This window comes from Mycobacterium sp. UM_11 (assembly GCF_001414075.1).
GTDB lineage: Bacteria > Actinomycetota > Actinomycetes > Mycobacteriales > Mycobacteriaceae > Mycobacterium.
This window is the reverse complement of sequence record NZ_LATC01000039.1, coordinates 13,717-30,462: the sequence shown is the minus strand read 5'-3', so window position 1 is coordinate 30,462 and position 16,746 is coordinate 13,717. Positions and strand designations below refer to the sequence as shown.

The 16,746-nt window shown below is 70.8% G+C and carries 18 protein-coding genes; 9 read left to right on the top strand and 9 right to left on the bottom strand.

What is annotated here, in order from left to right; translation table 11 throughout:
- Nucleotides 1–9: 9 nt before the first annotated feature.
- From WU80_RS12240 to WU80_RS12230, 3 genes are read right to left on the bottom strand one after another with little or no spacing between them, the layout of a single operon-like run.
- Nucleotides 10–1,188, bottom strand: coding sequence for an amidohydrolase (locus tag WU80_RS12240; protein WP_055402911.1), 1,179 nt, complete (start codon nucleotides 1,186–1,188; stop codon nucleotides 10–12).
- Nucleotides 1,185–2,366 (bottom strand): M20 family metallopeptidase, encoded by a 1,182-nt coding sequence (locus WU80_RS12235; RefSeq protein ID WP_055402913.1) that lies wholly within the window; start codon nucleotides 2,364–2,366, stop codon nucleotides 1,185–1,187. The genes WU80_RS12240 and WU80_RS12235 overlap by 4 nt, the downstream gene beginning before the upstream one ends.
- Before the next feature lie 35 nt (nucleotides 2,367–2,401).
- Entirely contained in the window at nucleotides 2,402–3,013 is a 612-nt protein-coding gene (locus tag WU80_RS12230) for a cutinase family protein (RefSeq protein WP_369808520.1), read from the bottom strand.
- Nucleotides 3,014–3,128: 115 nt separating this feature from the next.
- Here WU80_RS12230 and WU80_RS12225 point away from each other — a divergent pair, with 115 nt between their 5' ends.
- Entirely contained in the window at nucleotides 3,129–3,935 is an 807-nt protein-coding gene (locus tag WU80_RS12225) for a purine-nucleoside phosphorylase (RefSeq protein ID WP_055402917.1), read from the top strand.
- Nucleotides 3,936–3,955: 20 nt separating this feature from the next.
- A complete protein-coding gene (locus WU80_RS12220; RefSeq protein ID WP_055402919.1) occupies nucleotides 3,956–5,536 on the top strand; it encodes a phospho-sugar mutase in 1,581 nt (526 codons plus the stop codon).
- Here WU80_RS12220 and upp read toward each other — a convergent pair.
- Entirely contained in the window at nucleotides 5,533–6,156 is a 624-nt protein-coding gene (upp, locus tag WU80_RS12215; protein WP_055402921.1) for a uracil phosphoribosyltransferase, read from the bottom strand. The two genes, WU80_RS12220 and upp, sit on opposite strands and share 4 nt — an antisense overlap.
- Before the next feature lie 92 nt (nucleotides 6,157–6,248).
- Between upp and WU80_RS12210 the strand changes: the two genes are divergently transcribed.
- The 3 genes from WU80_RS12210 to WU80_RS12200 all read left to right on the top strand — a co-directional run bounded on the left by WU80_RS12210 (nucleotide 6,249) and on the right by WU80_RS12200 (nucleotide 9,585).
- Complete coding sequence (locus WU80_RS12210) at nucleotides 6,249–7,097, top strand: alkaline phosphatase family protein (RefSeq protein WP_369808518.1); 849 nt, start codon at nucleotides 6,249–6,251, stop codon at nucleotides 7,095–7,097.
- Between the two features lie 166 nt (nucleotides 7,098–7,263).
- Nucleotides 7,264–8,559, top strand: coding sequence for a hypothetical protein (locus WU80_RS12205; protein WP_055402923.1), 1,296 nt, complete (start codon nucleotides 7,264–7,266; stop codon nucleotides 8,557–8,559).
- Nucleotides 8,560–8,601: 42 nt separating this feature from the next.
- Nucleotides 8,602–9,585, top strand: coding sequence for a VWA domain-containing protein (locus WU80_RS12200; protein ID WP_055402925.1), 984 nt, complete (start codon nucleotides 8,602–8,604; stop codon nucleotides 9,583–9,585).
- Nucleotides 9,586–9,589: 4 nt separating this feature from the next.
- Here the strand turns inward: WU80_RS12200 and WU80_RS12195 are convergent, their stop codons facing one another.
- On the bottom strand, nucleotides 9,590–10,597 hold the full coding sequence (locus tag WU80_RS12195; protein ID WP_055402968.1) for a VWA domain-containing protein: 1,008 nt from the start codon (nucleotides 10,595–10,597) through the stop codon (nucleotides 9,590–9,592).
- Between the two features lie 48 nt (nucleotides 10,598–10,645).
- The gene (locus WU80_RS12190; RefSeq protein ID WP_055402926.1) at nucleotides 10,646–11,674 is read right to left on the bottom strand and encodes a cupin; all 1,029 of its coding nucleotides are present in this window, start codon (nucleotides 11,672–11,674) and stop codon (nucleotides 10,646–10,648) included.
- Nucleotides 11,675–11,815: 141 nt separating this feature from the next.
- Between WU80_RS12190 and WU80_RS12185 the strand changes: the two genes are divergently transcribed.
- Both WU80_RS12185 and WU80_RS12180 read left to right on the top strand, forming a co-directional pair.
- Nucleotides 11,816–12,487, top strand: coding sequence for a GntR family transcriptional regulator (locus WU80_RS12185; protein ID WP_055402928.1), 672 nt, complete (start codon nucleotides 11,816–11,818; stop codon nucleotides 12,485–12,487).
- 91 nt (nucleotides 12,488–12,578) lie between these two features.
- Complete coding sequence (locus WU80_RS12180) at nucleotides 12,579–12,863, top strand: GlsB/YeaQ/YmgE family stress response membrane protein (RefSeq protein WP_055402930.1); 285 nt, start codon at nucleotides 12,579–12,581, stop codon at nucleotides 12,861–12,863.
- Between the two features lie 42 nt (nucleotides 12,864–12,905).
- Here the strand turns inward: WU80_RS12180 and WU80_RS12175 are convergent, their stop codons facing one another.
- Genes WU80_RS12175 through WU80_RS12165 form a run of 3 tightly spaced genes read right to left on the bottom strand, consistent with a single transcriptional unit; the run spans nucleotide 12,906 to nucleotide 15,693 of the window.
- Complete coding sequence (locus WU80_RS12175; RefSeq protein WP_055402932.1) at nucleotides 12,906–13,991, bottom strand: adenosine deaminase; 1,086 nt, start codon at nucleotides 13,989–13,991, stop codon at nucleotides 12,906–12,908.
- A 20-nt stretch (nucleotides 13,992–14,011) separates the two neighbouring features.
- Nucleotides 14,012–15,298 carry a thymidine phosphorylase gene (locus WU80_RS12170; RefSeq protein WP_055402934.1) on the bottom strand — a complete coding sequence of 429 codons (1,287 nt, stop codon included), beginning with the start codon at nucleotides 15,296–15,298 and terminating at the stop codon, nucleotides 14,012–14,014.
- A complete protein-coding gene (locus WU80_RS12165; RefSeq protein ID WP_055402936.1) occupies nucleotides 15,295–15,693 on the bottom strand; it encodes a cytidine deaminase in 399 nt (132 codons plus the stop codon). The genes WU80_RS12170 and WU80_RS12165 overlap by 4 nt, the downstream gene beginning before the upstream one ends.
- 245 nt (nucleotides 15,694–15,938) lie before the next feature.
- Here WU80_RS12165 and sdhC point away from each other — a divergent pair, with 245 nt between their 5' ends.
- Together sdhC and WU80_RS12155 are read left to right on the top strand one after the other, a co-directional pair.
- A complete protein-coding gene (sdhC, locus tag WU80_RS12160; protein ID WP_055402938.1) occupies nucleotides 15,939–16,277 on the top strand; it encodes a succinate dehydrogenase, cytochrome b556 subunit in 339 nt (112 codons plus the stop codon).
- Complete coding sequence (locus WU80_RS12155) at nucleotides 16,274–16,744, top strand: succinate dehydrogenase hydrophobic membrane anchor subunit (RefSeq protein WP_055402940.1); 471 nt, start codon at nucleotides 16,274–16,276, stop codon at nucleotides 16,742–16,744. Before sdhC ends, WU80_RS12155 begins: the two co-directional genes overlap by 4 nt.
- The last annotated feature ends 2 nt before the right edge of the window (nucleotides 16,745–16,746 follow it).

Here is a 16,746-nt window from a genome sequence, read left to right as displayed (position 1 = left end):
CCCAGGCAGCTAGGGCGACGGGAACGCCGCCGACTGCTCGACGATGTTGACCATCACGCGCAGGCCGATCGCCAGCGCCCGCTCGTCCAGGTCGAACGTCGGCTGGTGCAGATCCAGCTGCGGCCCCCGGCCCGACCAGACGCCCAGCCGGGCCATCGCGCCGGGAATCTCCTCGAGATACCAGGAGAAATCCTCGCCGCCGCCGGACTGGCGGGTGTCGGCCAGCGCGTCCGGGCCGATGGCCTCGATCGCGTGGGTGAGGATGCGCGTCGAGACGTCCTCGTTGACCACCGGCGGCACGCCGCGCCGGTACTGCAGCGTGTGCTCGATGCCCAGCGGCGCGAGCAGCGCCGACACCGTGTCGCGGATGATCTCCTCGAGGCCCACCCAGGTCTGCCGGCTCGCGGTGCGGACCGTGCCGCCCAGCACCCCGGTCTGCGGAATGGCGTTGGCGGCCACTCCCGCGTTGACCGCCCCCCACACCAGCACCGTCCCGTTGCGCGGGTCGATGCGCCGGGACAGCACGCCGGGCAGCCCGGTGATCAGCGTGCCCAGCCCGTAGACCAGGTCGGCGGTCAGGTGCGGGCGCGAGGTGTGCCCGCCCGGCGAATGCAGCGTGATCTCGATCTGGTCGGCCGCCGACGTGATGGGGCCGTGCCGCACGGCGATCTGGCCGACCTCGAGCCGAGGGTCGCAGTGCAGGGCGAAGATCCGCGACACCCCGGTGATCGCCCCGGCGGCGATCGCGTCGATGGCGCCGCCGGGCATCAGCTCCTCGGCTGCCTGGAAGATCAGCCGCACCCCGACCGGCAGTTCGGGCACCGACGCCAGGGTCAGCGCGGTGCCGAGCAGGATGGCGGTGTGGGCGTCGTGGCCGCAGGCGTGCGCGACGTTGGGCATCGTGGAGGTGTAGGGGGCGCCGGTCCGCTCGGCCATCGGCAGCGCGTCCATGTCGGCCCGCAGCGCGATCCTCGGCCCGTGGTCGGGGCCGAGATCGCAGACCAGCCCGGTGCCGCCGGGCAGCACCTTCGGGTTGAGCCCGGCGTCGGCCAACCGCTCGGCCACGAACTGGGTGGTGGCGTACTCCTGCCGGCCCAGCTCGGGGTAGCGGTGGATGTGCCGGCGCCATTCGACGAGGTCGTCGTGGTGGGCGGCCAGCCAGGTGGTGGCGGCGGCGGCGAGGCTCATGCGCTCGCCCGCCGTTCGTGCGCGGCCAGCACCCGGTCGCGCTCGGCCGGCGTCTGGGCCAGCTGAACCACCGTGCGGGCCAGCATGATCGCGCCCTCGACGACGGCGCGGTCGGCGCTGGGACCGGCGGCCGCGGTGGCGAACGCGCGCTGGTGAACCATGGCGCCGCCGGCGTCGACCCCGACCACCGGGTGAATGCCCGGCAGCACCTGGGTCACGTTGCCCATGTCGGTGCTGCCCATCGGCAGCGCCGCCTCGAACTCGCGGGCCACCGGCTCGCGCCCGAGCCGGCGCATCTCCTCGCGGAAGACGTCGGCCAGCCATTCGTCGGGCTTGAGTTCGTCGTATGCCGGTGCGGGACTGTCGATTTCGTATTCGCAGCCGGTGGCCAGCGCGCCCGCCGAAAAGCACGCGTACATCCTGCCCTCCAGCTGTCGCAGCGAATCCGATTCGACCGCCCGCATCGCATATTGCAGCGTGGCATGCCCGGGAATGACGTTGACGGCCTGCCCGCCGTCGGTGACGATCCCGTGCACCATCTGGCCCGGGGCCAGTTGCTGACGCAACAACCCGACCGCCACCTGCGCGACGGTGACGGCGTCGGCGGCGTTGACGCCCAGATGCGGCGCGACGGCGGCGTGGGATTCCTTGCCGCGGTAGTTCACCGTCGCCTCCGACAGCGCCAGCGAGCGGGCGGCGGCGATGTCGGCGGGCCCGGGATGCAGCATCACCGCCGCCGCGACGTCGTCGAACACCCCGGCGCTCAGCAGCAGTGCCTTGCCGCCGCCCGCCTCCTCGGCGGGGGTGCCGATGAGCGCGACCCGCAGCCCCAGGTCATCGGCCACCTCGGCCAGCGCCAGCGCGGTGCCCACGGCCGACGCCGCGATGATGTTGTGGCCGCAGGCGTGCCCGATCTCGGGCAGCGCGTCGTACTCGGCGCACACCCCTATGGTCAGCGGGCCGCTGCCGAAGTCGGCGCGGAAGGCGGTGTCCAGGCCGCCGGCGGCCGCGGTGATCTCGAAGCCGCGTTCGGCGACCAACGCCTGGGCCTTCGCGCAGCTGCGATGCTCGGCGAACGCCAGCTCGGGCTCGGCATGAATGGCGTGGGACAGCTCAACTAGTTCGGAGCCTCGTCGCCGCACGACATCCTCGACGGCGTCCAATGCGGTGGTGGGCATTCTGGCAGTATCCCACCGCGACCTTTGGGCCTGGGCTATACCAGTCCGGCGATGAATCCCGCCGCCTGTCCGGGGTAGGGCGGCACACCGTAATCGTGGTGGGCATCCCGGTCGCGACCCCCGACGACGCACACCGGGTCACCGGGGCTGCAGATGTCGATGGCGCGGCCGGCGAACTGGCCCGCCGTGGACAGGGGCGTGTTGAAGCGGTTGCCGGGGTTGCCGAACACCGCGACGGCCGCGACCTTGCCGGCCAGGCCGGGGTCCAGCGCGGGAGCGGAGCCGAAGTTGCCGATGCGCTCGCCCAGCGGCGGCACCCCGGCCAGCATCGAGACCGCGGCGGCGCCCTGCGAAAAGCCGCCGAGCACGAGTTTCGTTCCCGGGCATTGCTCGACCATTTGGGCGATGTGGTCGCGGGCGTCATTGGCGCCGTCGGCGGTTTGCAGGAAGTTGTAGCTGGCCGGGTAGTTCACCGGGTACGAGTCGACGCTGCGCGAGCCGAGGGCCGAGTGCAGCGCGGCCAGCAGCGCGTCTCCGGCGGCGCCGAGGCCGGGCGGCTCGGCCGTGCCGCGGGCGAAGATGAGTTGCACGTCGGGGCATTCGGCCCGCGCCGGCGCCACCGGGCCCGTGATCGAAAACAGCGACACCGCAACGGCGACCGCCAGGCCGGCGACCGACCACCTACGAAGATTCATGCGGCAGATTTTCACATATCGCTGGGCACGCCATCGCGGCGCTAACCCCGGACTAGGCTCGCCGACTGTGAGCGACGTCGCATCCGACCCCGGTGAACTGGCGCGGCGGGCGGCGCAGGTCATCGCCGAGCGCACCGGCGTGGATGAGCATGACGTCGCCGTCGTGCTGGGCTCGGGATGGCGCCCGGCGGCGACCGCGCTCGGCTCCCCCGGCGCCGTGCTGCCCCAGGCCGACGTCCCCGGGTTCGCGCCGCCCACCGCCATCGGGCACACCGGCGAGCTGATGTCGACGCGCATCGGCGATCGCCGGGTGCTGGTGCTCGTCGGTCGCGTGCACGCCTACGAGGGCCACGACCTCGGTCACGTGGTGCACCCGGTGCGGGCGGCCTGCGCGGCCGGGGCGCGCATCGTCGTGCTCACCAACGCGGCCGGCGGGCTGCGCGGCGACATGGCGGTCGGCCAGCCGGTGCTGATCAGCGACCACCTCAACCTGACCGCGCGGTCCCCGTTGGTCGGCCCGCAGTTCGTGGACCTGACCGACGCCTACGCGCCGCGGCTGCGGGAGCTGGCCCGCCAGGGCGATCCAGGGCTGGCCGAGGGCGTCTACGCGGGCCTGCCGGGACCGCATTACGAGACGCCCGCCGAGGTGCGCATGCTGCGGACGCTGGGCGCCGACCTGGTCGGCATGTCCACGGTGCACGAGACCATCGCGGCCCGGGCGGCCGGCGCCGAGGTGCTCGGGGTGTCGCTGGTCACCAACCTGGCCGCCGGCATCAGCGGCGAGCCGCTGAGCCACGCCGAGGTGCTCGCCGCGGGCGCCGCGTCGGCCAGTCGGATGGGCGCGCTGCTGGCCGACGTCATCGCCCGGTTCTGAGGCGATGACGCGATGACGCCATGACGCCCGACGAATGGATCGCCCACGATCCCGATCCGGTGACGGCCGCCGAGCTCGCCGCGTGCGATCCCGACGAGCTGGCGGCGCGATTCGCCCACCCGCTCACCTTCGGCACGGCGGGCCTGCGCGGCCCGGTGCGCGGCGGGCCCGACGCCATGAACGTGGCGGTGGTGTCGCGCGCCACCTGGGCGGTGGCGCAGGTGCTGGCCGGCCGCGGGCTGGCGGGCGGCACGGTGATCGTCGGCCGCGACTCCCGGCACGGCTCCGCGGTTTTCGCCACCGTGGCCGCAGAAGTGCTTGCAGCCCAGGGTTTTTCGGTGCTGCTGTTCCCGGGGCCGGTGCCGACCCCGGTGGTCGCGTTCGCGGTGCGGCGCACCGGGGCCGTCGCCGGGATACAGATCACCGCGTCGCACAACCCGCCGGCGGACAACGGCTACAAGGTGTACACCGACGGCGGCATCCAGATCGTCCCGCCCACTGACCGCGAGATCGAGGCCGCGATGGCCGCCGCTCCCCCGGCCGACGAAATCGGCCGGGCGCCGGTGCAACCCGCGGCCACCGACCTGGTCGAGCGCTACATCGCGCGTGCCGCCGCCGTGCGGCGCGGCGCGGGCACGGTGCGGGTGGCCCTGACCCCGCTGCACGGGGTGGGCGGCGTGGTGGCGGTGGAAGCGTTGCAACGCGCCGGCTTCGGGCAGGTGCACACGGTCGGCGCCCAGTTCGCGCCCGACCCCGACTTCCCCACCGTCGCTTTCCCCAACCCCGAGGAGCCCGGCGCCGCCGACGCGCTGCTCGCCCTGGCCGCCGACGTCACGGCCGACGTCGCGATCGCGCTGGATCCCGACGCCGACCGGTGCGCGGTCGGCATCCCGGCGGGGCCGGGATGGCGGATGCTGTCCGGAGACGAAACCGGTTGGCTGCTCGGCGATTACATCCTGTCGCGGGTCGCCGATCCACCGACGGCGGTGGTGGCCAGCACCGTGGTGTCGTCGCGCATGCTGGCGGCGATCGCGCGCGACCATGGAGCCACCCACGTCGAAACGCTCACCGGTTTCAAGTGGCTGGCGCGCGCCGACGCGGGGGTGCCCGGCGGCACCCTGGTGTACGCCTACGAGGAGGCGATCGGGCACTGCGTCGACCCGGACGCCGTGCGGGACAAGGACGGCATCAGCGCCGCGGTGCTGGTGTGCGACCTGGTGGCCGCCCTGAAAGACCGGGGCCGTTCGGTTTCCGACGCGCTCGACGAACTCGCCGAGCGCCACAGCGTGCACGACGTCGCGGCGGTGTCGCGGCGGGTCGCCGACGTCGCCGAGGCCGCCGAGTTGATGCGGCGGCTGCGGTCGACGCCGCCGGAAACGCTGGCCGGTTTCACCGCCACCCTCACCGACATCACCGACGCGCTGATCTTCACCGGCGGTGACGACGACACGTCCGTGCGGCTGGTGGTGCGGCCGTCCGGGACCGAGCCAAAGCTGAAGTTCTACATCGAGGTTCGCCGCGCGGTGACGGCCGGGCTGCCCGCGGCCCGGCAACGGGCCGCCGCGTTGCGCGAGGCGCTGGTGCAGCAGGTTATGGGCTAACGCGGCCCGTATTGGCGGTCGCCGGCGTCGCCGAGACCCGGGACGATGTAGGCGTTTTCGTTGAGCCCGCCGTCGACGGCCACGGTGAAAAGGCGCGCCGCGGGGGCGGTTCGCTCAAGCGCCGCAATGCCTTCCGGCGCGGCAACCGCGCACAAAACCGTGATGTCGGTCGCCCCGCGCTCCAGCAGCAGCCCGACGGTGTGCTTCAGCGAGCCACCGGTGGCCAGCATCGGATCGAGGACGATCACTGGAACACCGGACAGGTCGTCGGGCAACGACGCGAGATATCCCGTCGCGCAATGGGTTTGCTCGTCGCGGGCCACGCCAACGAAGCCCACCCGCGCCTCCGGAAGCAGCTCGAGGGCGCGCTCGAGCATGCCCAATCCCGCGCGCAGCACCGGCACCAACAGCGGCGGGCTGGCCAGCCGCACCCCGACCGTCTCGGCCAGCGGCGTACGAATTCCGAAGGTCTCGCGGGCGGCGTCGCGGGTGGCCTCGTAAACCAGCATCGCGGTCAGGTCCCGCAGGCCGGCCCGGAAGTGGGCGTTGTCGGTGCGTTCGTCGCGCAACACCGTCAGCCGCGACAGGGCCAGCGGGTGATCAATGACGCGCGTGTCCACGGGATTTGAGCCTATATAACGATTGCGGCGCGCAACGCCGACACGCTCGCGCCGCCGCCCCTTGCGGGCGAATCCGCCCATATACTCCCCGCGTGCTGCGCACAATCAGAAACCTGGCCGGTGCGGCCGTGTTGACGGCGCTGGTGATCGTCCCGGCGGCCCCCCGGGTGGCCCTCGCGGCCGCCATTCCGCAGCTCGCGCACATCGTGATCGTGGTGGAGGAGAACCGCTCCGAGGCCAACATCATCGGCAACAAGTCGGCGCCGTTCATCACCGCGCTCGCCGCGGGCGGCGCCAACATGGTCCAGTCGTTCGCCGAAACCCACCCCAGCGAACCGAATTACCTCGCGCTGTTCGCGGGCAACACCTTCGGGGTGACCACCGATGCCTGCCCCGTCAACGGCGGCGCCGCCCCCAACCTGGGTTCGGAATTGCTGGCCGCGGGCCACACGTTCGTCGGCTTCGCCGAGGGCCTGCCCGCGGTCGGCTCGCCGGTGTGCAGCGCCGGCAAGTACGCGCGCAAGCACGTGCCGTGGGCCAACTTCACCAACGTGCCGCCGGCGAACTCCCTGCCGTTCTCCGCCTTCCCGATGGGCAACTACGCCAGCCTGCCCACGGTCTCGTTCGTCATTCCCAACAACGACAACAACATGCACGACGGCTCGATCGCGCAGGCCGACGCCTGGCTCAACCGCCAGCTGTCGGGCTACGCCAACTGGGCGGCCGCCAACAACAGCCTGCTGATCCTGACCTTCGACGAGGACGACGGCGGCAGCCGCAACCAGATCCCGACCGTGTTCTACGGCGCCCACGTCCGGCCCGGCAATTACAGCGAACAGATCAACCACTACAGCGTGCTCGCCACGATCGAGGAGATGTACGGGCTGCCCAAGACCGGGTACGCGGCGAGCGTGCCGCCCATCACCGACATCTGGGGCTGATTCCGATTGCCCGGCTCCTTGCTCGCGCCGTCCCGGCGCTCGCCGCCACCGGGCTAGCTCCGATTGCCCGGCTCCTTGCTCGCGCCGTCCCGGCGCTCGCCGCCACCGGGCTAGCTCCGACGCCCAGCGCCCGGCACCCTGCACGGCCGTCGCTATTGTGTGCCGCATGGCTGCTGACCTCGTGCCGATCCGCCTGAGCCTCTCCGACGGCGACCGCTACACCGTGTGGGCGCCCCGCTGGCGCGACGCCGGCGACGAGTGGGAGGCGTTCCTGGGCAAGGACGAGGACCTGTACGTGTTCGCCTCCGCCGCCGACCTGGTCGCGTTCGTGCGCTCCGATACCGACAACGACCTGGTCGACCACCCGGCGTGGAAGGACCTGACCTCCGCGCACGCGCACAAGTTCGCACCGGCCGAGGACAAGCAGTTCGATCTGGTCGCGGTCGAGGAGCTGGTGTCGGAGAAGCCGACCGAGGAGTCGGTGACCGGGCTGGCCCGCACGCTGGCGCTGGTCTCGTCCATCGGGTCGGTCTGCGAGCTCGCGGCGGTGTCGAAGTTCTTCAACGGCAACCCCACGCTGGGCACCGTCTCGGGCGGGATCGACCACTTCACCGGGAAGGCCGGCCTCAAGCGCTGGAACGCGATCGGCGAGGTCATCGGGCGCAGCTGGGACGATGTCCTCGCCGCGATCGAGGACATCGTGACCACCCCCGAGGTGGACGCCAAGCTGTCGGCCAAGGCCGCCGAGGAGCTCGCCGAGGAGCCCGAGGAAGAGGAGACCGAAGACGCCGAGGCCGAACCCGAGGCCGACGGCGAGGCGGACGAGGCGGCCGACGAGCCCGACGAGCCCGAGGAGGCCGAGGAGGCCGAAAAAGAGACCCGCGCGGCCGGCGACACGGTGATCCTGGGCAGCGACGAGGATTTCTGGCTGCAGGTGGGCATCGACCCGATTCGGATCATGACGAGTTCTGGCACGTTCTACACGCTGCGGTGCTACCTGGACGACCGCCCGATCTTCCTGGGCCGCAACGGGCGCATCAGCGTGTTCAGCTCCGAGCGGGCGCTGGCGCGCTACCTCGCCGACGAGCACGACCACGACCTGTCCGACCTGAGCACCTACGACGACATCCGCACCGCCGCCACCGACGGCTCGCTGGAGGTCAAGGTCACCGAGGACAACATCTACGTGCTCAGCGGGCTGGCCGACGACATCGCCGACGGCCCCGACGCGGTGGACCGCGACCAGCTGGACCTGGCCGTCGAGCTGCTCCGCGACATCGGCGACTACTCCGAGGAGGCCACGGTCGACAAGGCCCTCGAGACCGGGCGCCCGCTGGGCAAGCTGGTGGCCTACGTGCTCGAGCCCGGCTCGGTCGGCAAGCCCTCGGCGCCGTACGCCCCCGCGGTGCGGGAGTGGGAGAACCTGGAGCAATTCGTCGACGGGCGGCTGCGGCGCGAATAGTCCCCCGTTTGACGGGTCCCTGAGTCTCATCTTTACTGGCGGGTGTCGCTTCCCGGGGTAGGCCCCTTACCGCTCTACGGCTTTCAGCGCCCGGGCATGCTGTTGTTCGGTTTGCTCCCGCTGGCTCTGCTCGGGGTCTACATCCTGGTCCAGGCTCGCCGCCGGCGCCGGCTGCGCCGGTTCACCGAGACGAGCGTGCCGCAGTCGCTGGCGCGTCACATCCCGATCGCGGTGTCGCTGCTCAGCCTGGTCCTGCTGACCATCGCGCTCGCGACCCCCACCCACGACATGCGCATCCCGCGCAACCGGGCCGTCATCGTGCTGGTCATCGACATGTCGCAGTCCATGCGGGCGACCGACGTGCCGCCCAACCGGCTCAAGGCCGCCGAGGAGGCGGCCACCCAGTTCGCCACCCAGCTGACGCCGGGCATCAACCTGGGGCTGGTCGGCTTCGCGGGCACGCCGTACCTGCTGGTGCCGCCGACGCCACAGCACCAGGCGACGATCGACGCGCTCAAGAAGCTCGACTTCGCCGACAGCACGGCGACCGGGCAGGCCATCTTCACCGCCCTGCACGCGGTCAGCGCCACCGCCATCACCGGTGGCGACACGCCGCCGCCGGCCCGCATCGTGCTGCTGTCCGACGGCAAGGAGAACAAGCCGTCCAACCCCAGCGACCCGCACGACGGGGCCTACACCGCGGCGCGGCTGGCCCGCGACGAGGGGGTGCCCATCTCGACGATCTCATTCGGCACCAAGACCGGCGAGATCGAGATGGACGGGCAGCGGGTCGCGGTGCCGGTCTCGACGGACCAGATGAAGATGATCGCCAAGCTGTCCGGCGGGCAGTCCTACACCGCCGGCACCGTCGACGAGCTGTCCAAGAGCTACAACGCCATCGAGAAGGACATCGGCTACCGCACCGTGCCGGGTCCCGGCAGTGCCGGGTGGTTGCGCCTGGGCGTGCTCACCGCCCTGATCGCGACGGCGCTGGCGCTGCTGATCAACCGGCGGCTGCCGGTCTGATCGCTCAGGAGGGCAGCCGGCGGTTCAGGAACAGGCCGGCCAGGACGGCGGCGGCCATCGCGACGGCCCCCAGCAGCATCCAGGCCAGGCTGGCGTCGCCCTTGACGGTTTCGTAGCCGATCTGGCGCTGCAGGGTCGCGTAGACGTTCTTCAGCGACTCCAGGCTGTCGGCGTGGAACGACTGGCCGTCGGTGATCTCGCAGATCTTCTTCAGCGTCTGATCGTCGACGGGAACCGGGATGGTGGCGCCCTCGTACTCGACGGTGCCGTACGGCGTGCCGAACGAAATCGTCGAGATCTGCACGCCCTCGGCCTTGGCGGCCCGGGCCGCGGTGAACGCCCCCTGCGGGGCGTTGGGATCCAGCGGCACGTTCTCGGCGCCGTCGGACTCCAGCACGATGCGCGCCGGCGGCGGCCCGTCGCCGCCGCCCATCACCGAGCCGACCGTCGCGATGGCCTGCAGCGCGGTGAACAGGCCCTCGCCCGTCGCGGTCTTGGGGGCCGGCTTGAGGCTGTCGATCGCGGCCTTGACCGCCTGGCGGTTGGTCGTCGGGGCGACCAGCAGCGAGGCGTTGGCCGCGAACTCCACCAGCCCCAGGTTGATGGCCGGCGTCAGCTCGTCGGCGAATTGCTTGCCGGCCTCTTTGGCGGCGGTCAGCCGGTCCGGGGGAACGTCGGTCGAGGCCATGGACTCCGATACGTCGATGACCAGCATGACGACGGCCCGGTTGAGCGGGATCCGGACGTCGGAGGTCGGCCCGGCCATCGCCGTGGTCAGCAGCACCAGCGACACGGCCAGCAGGATCGTCGGGACGTGCCGCCAGCGGCTGGGGTGGGCCGGCGCGACCCGCTCCAGCACCTCCATGTTGGCGAACCGCAGCACGCGGCGGCGCCGGGCGAACTGCAGCACCACGTAGATGCCCAGGACCAGCAGCACCGCCAGCAGAACCAGGAAGAACCACGCGTTCTGGAAGCCGGTGACCGACACGGGGCCCAGCAGGGGCAACTTCATGTCGAGCCACACTATGCGCCAAGTGCGGACCGTGCACTCCCCGCCGGATCAGCCGGCGACGAGGTCGCGGCGCTGCGTGAACTTGATGTCGAGGCTGCGCAGATGGGTCTGCAGCCCGGCGTCCTGGATCGGGATCAGGTGGGCGGGCTGGTCGGTCTCGTTGTAGTGGGCGTGCCACATGCCCGGCGGGGTGGTGAACGCGCAGCCGGCCCGCCAGTCCACCCGGATGGGGTCGACGATGTCGCCGCGGTCGTCGAGGCGGGTGCCCAGCAGCGTGTAGCACCCGGTGGCGGGCGCGTCGAGGATCAGGTCGAGGGCCACCGACTGGTGCCGGTGGGGGCGCTGCACCTGATTCGGTGGCAGCACGCCGAACATGGCCCACAGGACGTGGGTGATGGTCAGCGTCTGCTCCTGGTTGGCGTTGGCCAGCAGCACGCTGACCCGGCTCTTCTCGTTGGCGCCCGGCCGCGCCGCGATCTCTTCGAGCTTGGCCACCGCGTCCGTCCGGCGGAACTTGGTCGCGCGGAACCGCGGCTGGGTGGCTTCGGCGCCCAGGTAGCGCATCAGCGGCTCGTCGTGCACCCAGTACATGGCGGTGTCCGCGGCCGCGTAGAACACCGAATGCGTGCCCGCGGGCAGGGTCAAAAAGTCACCCTTCTCCCATCCGACCAGCTCGCCGTTGACCGCCGCGAAACCCCGCCCGTAGAGCACGTAGTACAGCTGGGAGGTGGCGTTGGGGCTGGTGTCGACCCGTTCGCCGGGGCGGATGCGCACGAAGTTGGCCAGCAGCGCGGGGCTGGTCGCCGCGCCGGTCTCGATCCGCAGCTCCTTGGACAGGTCCAGCGGGATCACACCGGTCGGCCGATCGGTGTAGACATCCGCGTCGAACCGGGTAATCGGCACCTGCGGGACGTGTCCCGAGCCGATCGGGTTGGCGGCCTTGGAGTACTCGAAGAATTCGGCGTCGCCGGTCCAGTCCTGGAAGCGGCCTTCGAACCCGTACTCGGCCACGTTGACCATCGGCGCGGGGACCGTCGGATCCAGGTTCGGGGTCAGGGTTTGTTCGGTGACGGACATTTGCACGGCTCCTGGGCTTCTTCGGCTCGTCTCATGTTTCTTTCGTATCTATCTTGTATCTCAGTTGTCGCCCTGTCAAGCGCTGCGGTGGTGTACCGTCACCACACTGCTGGGATACGACTTAGCTACCGGAAGGCTGCAGTGGCAACGAGCGAGCCGCGGCCGGGCACGGCCAAGGACCGGGCGCTGGACTACGTGAAGACGCGGGTGCTCACCGGCGCGTTCCCCGGGGGCGAATTGATCAGCGAGGGGGATGTCGCGACGGCGCTGGGCATGTCGCGCACCCCGGTGCGCGAGGCGTTCCTGCGGCTGGAGGCCGAGGGGCTGCTGCGGCTGTACCCGCAGCGCGGCGCCCTGGTCGTCCCCGTCTCCCCGGACGAGGTTCGGTCGGTGATGGAGGCACGGCTGGTGCTCGAGCAGTTCGCCGCAACCAAGGTGGTGGGCCGCGGACCCGCCACGTGCGCAGCGGTTTTCGAGAAGATGTCGGCGGAGCTACGACGGCAGCGGGAAGCCGTCGACCGCTGCGATTGGCCCGAATTCCTCGACGCCGACCGCGCCTTCCACGCCATCACGCTGACGGAGTCGGGAAACACCATCCTGTCGGGCTTCTATGCGTCGCTGCGGGACCGGCAGATGCGGATGATCGGCGAATCGGCGCTGCGCGATCCCGACCGGGTGGCGGCGATCCTGGACGAGCATCGCGAAATCGCCGAGGCGCTGCGCGACGGCGACGGTCAGCGCGCGCTGCGTGCGGTGCAAACCCACCTGGCGGGCACGGTGCGCGCCATCGGGCTGGCGGCGGACCTGATCTGAGTTCCGCGCGAATTGTGTTAGAAGTTCCTCTTTTCGGGAAATCCTCTCGAAGATGGCGCCCACCCCGGGAGCCGTTATGACAGGAGCTGAAGTGATCACATCCATAATCCTCGCCATCGTCGTGGGCGCGATCATCGGTTTGGTCGCGCGTCTCGTGATGCCGGGTAAGCAGAACGTCGGCATGATCATGACCGTGGTGCTCGGCGCCGTCGGCGGTCTGATCGGGTCGTGGGCCGCCAGCCAATTCGGATACCACAACGCCAACGGTGGTGTGGCCTGGGTGCCGTTCTTCATCGGCGTCGGCGCCGCCATCGTCCTCATCGCGCTGTACGAGGCGCTGACGGGCCGCCGCACCGGCACCCGGCTCACCCGCTGAGCCGAAAGCTGCGCCGCCCGACCGGTTTTCGGTTGGGCGGCGTCAGCCCGCTATCAGCACCGCATAGCGCGGTTTGATCACGTCGTCGATGATGGCCAGCCGCTCGTCGAAGGGAATGAAGGCGGACTTCATCGCGTTGATGGTGAACCGCTCGAGATCACTCCAGCCGTAGCCGAAAGCCTCGACCAGGCGGCACATTTCAAGGCTCATCGTGGTATCGCTCATCAGCCGGTTGTCGGTGTTCACGGTCACCCGGAACCGGGTGCGGGCCAGCAGGTCGAACGGATGCTCGGCGATACTGTTCACGGCGCCGGTCTGCACATTGGAGCTGGGGCACAGCTCCAGCGGAATCCGCTTGTCCCGCAGGATGGCTGCCAGGCGGCCCAGCCGAACCCGGCCGTCGCCGAGCACGTCGATGTCGTCGACGATGCGCACCCCGTGACCAAGCCGGTCGGCACCGCAAAACGCGATCGCCTCATGGATGGACGGCAGCCCAAACGCCTCGCCGGCGTGAATCGTGAAGCGCGCGTTATGGTCTCGCATGTACTCGAAGGCGTCCAGGTGCCGGGTCGGCGGATTGCCCGCCTCGGCGCCGGCGATGTCGAACCCCACAACTCCCTTGTCCCGGAACCGAATCGCCAGTTCGGCGATTCGGCGCGACACCGCGGCGTGCCGCATGGCGGTCACCAGCAGTCGCACCACGATCGGCCGGCCGGCGGCGGCGCAGGCCTTCTCGCCGTCGGCGAAGCCGGCCAGCACGGCCTCGACGATCTCGTCGAACGACAGCCCGCGGTCGATGTGTAGCTCCGGCGCGAACCGGATCTCGGCGTAGACAACGGAATCGGCGGCCAGGTCTTCGACGCATTCATAGGCGACGCGATGCAGCGCCTCGGGTGTCTGCATCACCGCCACGGTGTGCGAGAACGGTTCGAGGTAGCGCTCCAGCGACCCGCTGTGCGACTGGGTGCGAAACCAGGTGGCCAGCTCGTCCACGTCGGTGGTGGGCAGCCCGTCGTACCCCGTCTCCTCGGCGATCTCCACCACCGTCGCCGGGCGCAACCCCCCGTCGAGGTGGTCGTGCAGGAGCGCCTTGGGCGCCTTCTTGATCTGCTCGAGGCCCAGCTTCATCGTCTAATTCAACCCCGTGGTCACGGTGCGATCCGATCGATGATCAGCGGGCGCGGCGCCGGTGGCGTGTCGCCGACGCTGAAGCCGCCGTCCAGTTCGGCCAGCGCGGCGCCGAGGCGCTCCGGGGTGTCGGTGTAGAGGGTGAACAGCGGCTCGCCGGCCGCGACCGGCTCGCCGGGCCGGCGGTGGATCCGGATACCGGCGCCGGCCTGCACCCGTTCGCCCGGACGGGACCTGCCCGCACCGAGCCGCCACACCGCCAGCCCCACCGCCATCGCGTCGATATCGCCCATTGTGCCGCCCCGGCCGGCGGTCACGGTGTCGGAATGCGCACCGATCGGCAACGGAACCGACAAATCACCGCCCTGGGCGGCGATCAGGCGGCGAAACCGGTCCATCGCGGTGCCGTCACGCAGGGTCTCCGCCGGGTCGTGGCCGTCGACGCCCGCCAGTTCGAGCATCTCCCGCGCCAGCCGCACCGTCAGCTCGACGACGTCGGGCGGCCCGCCGCCGGCCAGCACGTCCAGCGATTCGGCGACCTCCAGGGCGTTGCCGACCGCCGCCCCCAGCGGGGCGTTCATGTCGGTCAGGAGCGCGCGCGTCGGCACCCCGTGCGCCCCGCCCAGCCCGACCATGGTGTGGGCCAGTTCGCGGCAGCGCTCCGGGGAGTCGAGCAGCGCACCGGAGCCGACCTTCACATCGAGCACCAGCGCCCCGGCCCCCTCGGCCAGCTTCTTGCTCATCACCGAGCTGGCGATCAGCGGCAGCGACTCGACGGTGGCCGTGATGTCGCGCAGCGCGTACAGCTTGGCGTCGGCCGGCGCCAGCTCACCGGCGGCGAAGATGGCCGCGCCCACGTCGCGGAGTTGGTCGCGCACCCGCCGGCTGGACAGGGCGGCGGTGAACCCGGCGATGGACTCCAGCTTGTCCAGGGTGCCGCCGGTGTGCCCCAGCCCGCGCCCCGACGCCTGGGGCACCGCGGCGCCGCAGGCGGCGACGACGGCCACCAGGGGCAGGGTGATCTTGTCCCCGACGCCGCCGGTGGAGTGCTTGTCGACGGTGGGCAGGTGCAGGTCGCGAAAGTCCAGCCGTTCACCGGAGGCCAGCATCGCCGCGGTCCAGCCGGCGATCTCGCCGCCGTCCATGCCGCGCAGGAAGATCGCCATCAGCAGCGCCGACATCTGTTCCTCGGCCACCCGGCCGTGGGTGTAGGCGTCGACGACCCACTCGATGGCGGCCTCGGACAGCCGGCCGCCGTCGCGCTTGGTGCGAATCACCGTCGGCGCGTCGAAAGCGTGGTCGGTCAACGGGGTTCCCGCGGCAGGTCCGCGCTGAAGGCGTCGGGCAGTAGCTCGCCGAGGCGGCGGGGCCCGGCCGGGTGGTCGATCAGCAGCTGCGGGCCGCCGTGCTCCAACAGCAGCTGGCGGCACCGCCCGCACGGCATGAGCGCGCGACCCTCGCCGTCGACGCAGGCCAGCGCGATCAGCCGGCCGCCGCCGCCGGCGTGCAGGGCGCACACCACGCCGCATTCGGCACAGAGACCAAGGCCATATGAGATGTTCTCCACATTGCAGCCGGTAACCACGCGGCCGTCGTCGACCAACGCGGCGGCCCCCACGGGGAACCGCGAATACGGCGCGTAGGCCCCCGCCGCAGCGTCGATCGCCTTGTGGCGCAGCGCATTCCAATCGACATCTGCCATATCGCAACCCCGCTCAGCCATGGGCAATCAAGACCGCCAGCCTAACTCTGACACGAGCATTCGCCGGGCGGGCTGGTCGGCGCGGGCGGCGCCCCGCGCGGGTTAGGCTGAATTGCCCTCCCTTGATGTCAGAAGGCGGTGAGGACTGGGTGAGCACACAGACGACAACCGCGGATCCGGCAACGCAATCTGCACCCTCGCGCAAGCGGCGACCACCGCGGACCCTGTATCGGGGCGACCCGGGCATGTGGTCGTGGGTGTTGCATCGCATCAGCGGCGCGACGATCTTCTTCTTCCTGTTCGTCCACGTGCTGGACGCCGCGATGCTGCGGGTCAGCCCGCAGACCTACAACGCGGTGATCCACGACTACCAAACCCCGATCGTCGGCCTGATGGAGTACGGGCTGGTGGCCGCGGTGCTCTTTCACGGGCTGAACGGGATCCGCGTCATCCTGATCGACTTCTGGTCCGAGGGCACCCGATACCAGAAGCTGATGTTCTGGATCGTCGGCGTCGTCTTCCTGCTGCTCATGGTCCCGGCCGGCGTGGTGACGGGCATTCACATCTTCGAGCACCTGCGATGAGCTCCCCCGACCTGCAGCTGGGCCGCGGCCAGGTGGCCCCGGTCCGCCAGCGCAGCCACGACCGGCCGGCCAGCCTCGACAACCCGCGCTCGCCGCGGCGCCGCGCGGGCATCCCCAACTTCGAGAAGTTCGCCTGGCTGTTCATGCGGTTCTCCGGCGTCGCGCTGATCGTCCTGGCCGTCGGGCACCTGTTCATCATGCTGATGTGGGACAACGGCGTTTACCGCATCGACTTCAACTACGTGGCGCAGCGCTGGGCCTCGCCGTTCTGGCAGTTCTGGGATTTGGCGCTGCTGTGGCTGGCGCAGCTGCACGGCGGCAACGGCCTGCGCACCATCATCGACGACTACAGCCGCAGCGACCGCACCCGGTTCTGGCTGAACAGCCTGTTGCTGTTGTCGATGGGGTTCACGTTGGTGCTGGGCACCTACGTGCTGGTGACATTCGACCCGAATATCGGAGCGTGACG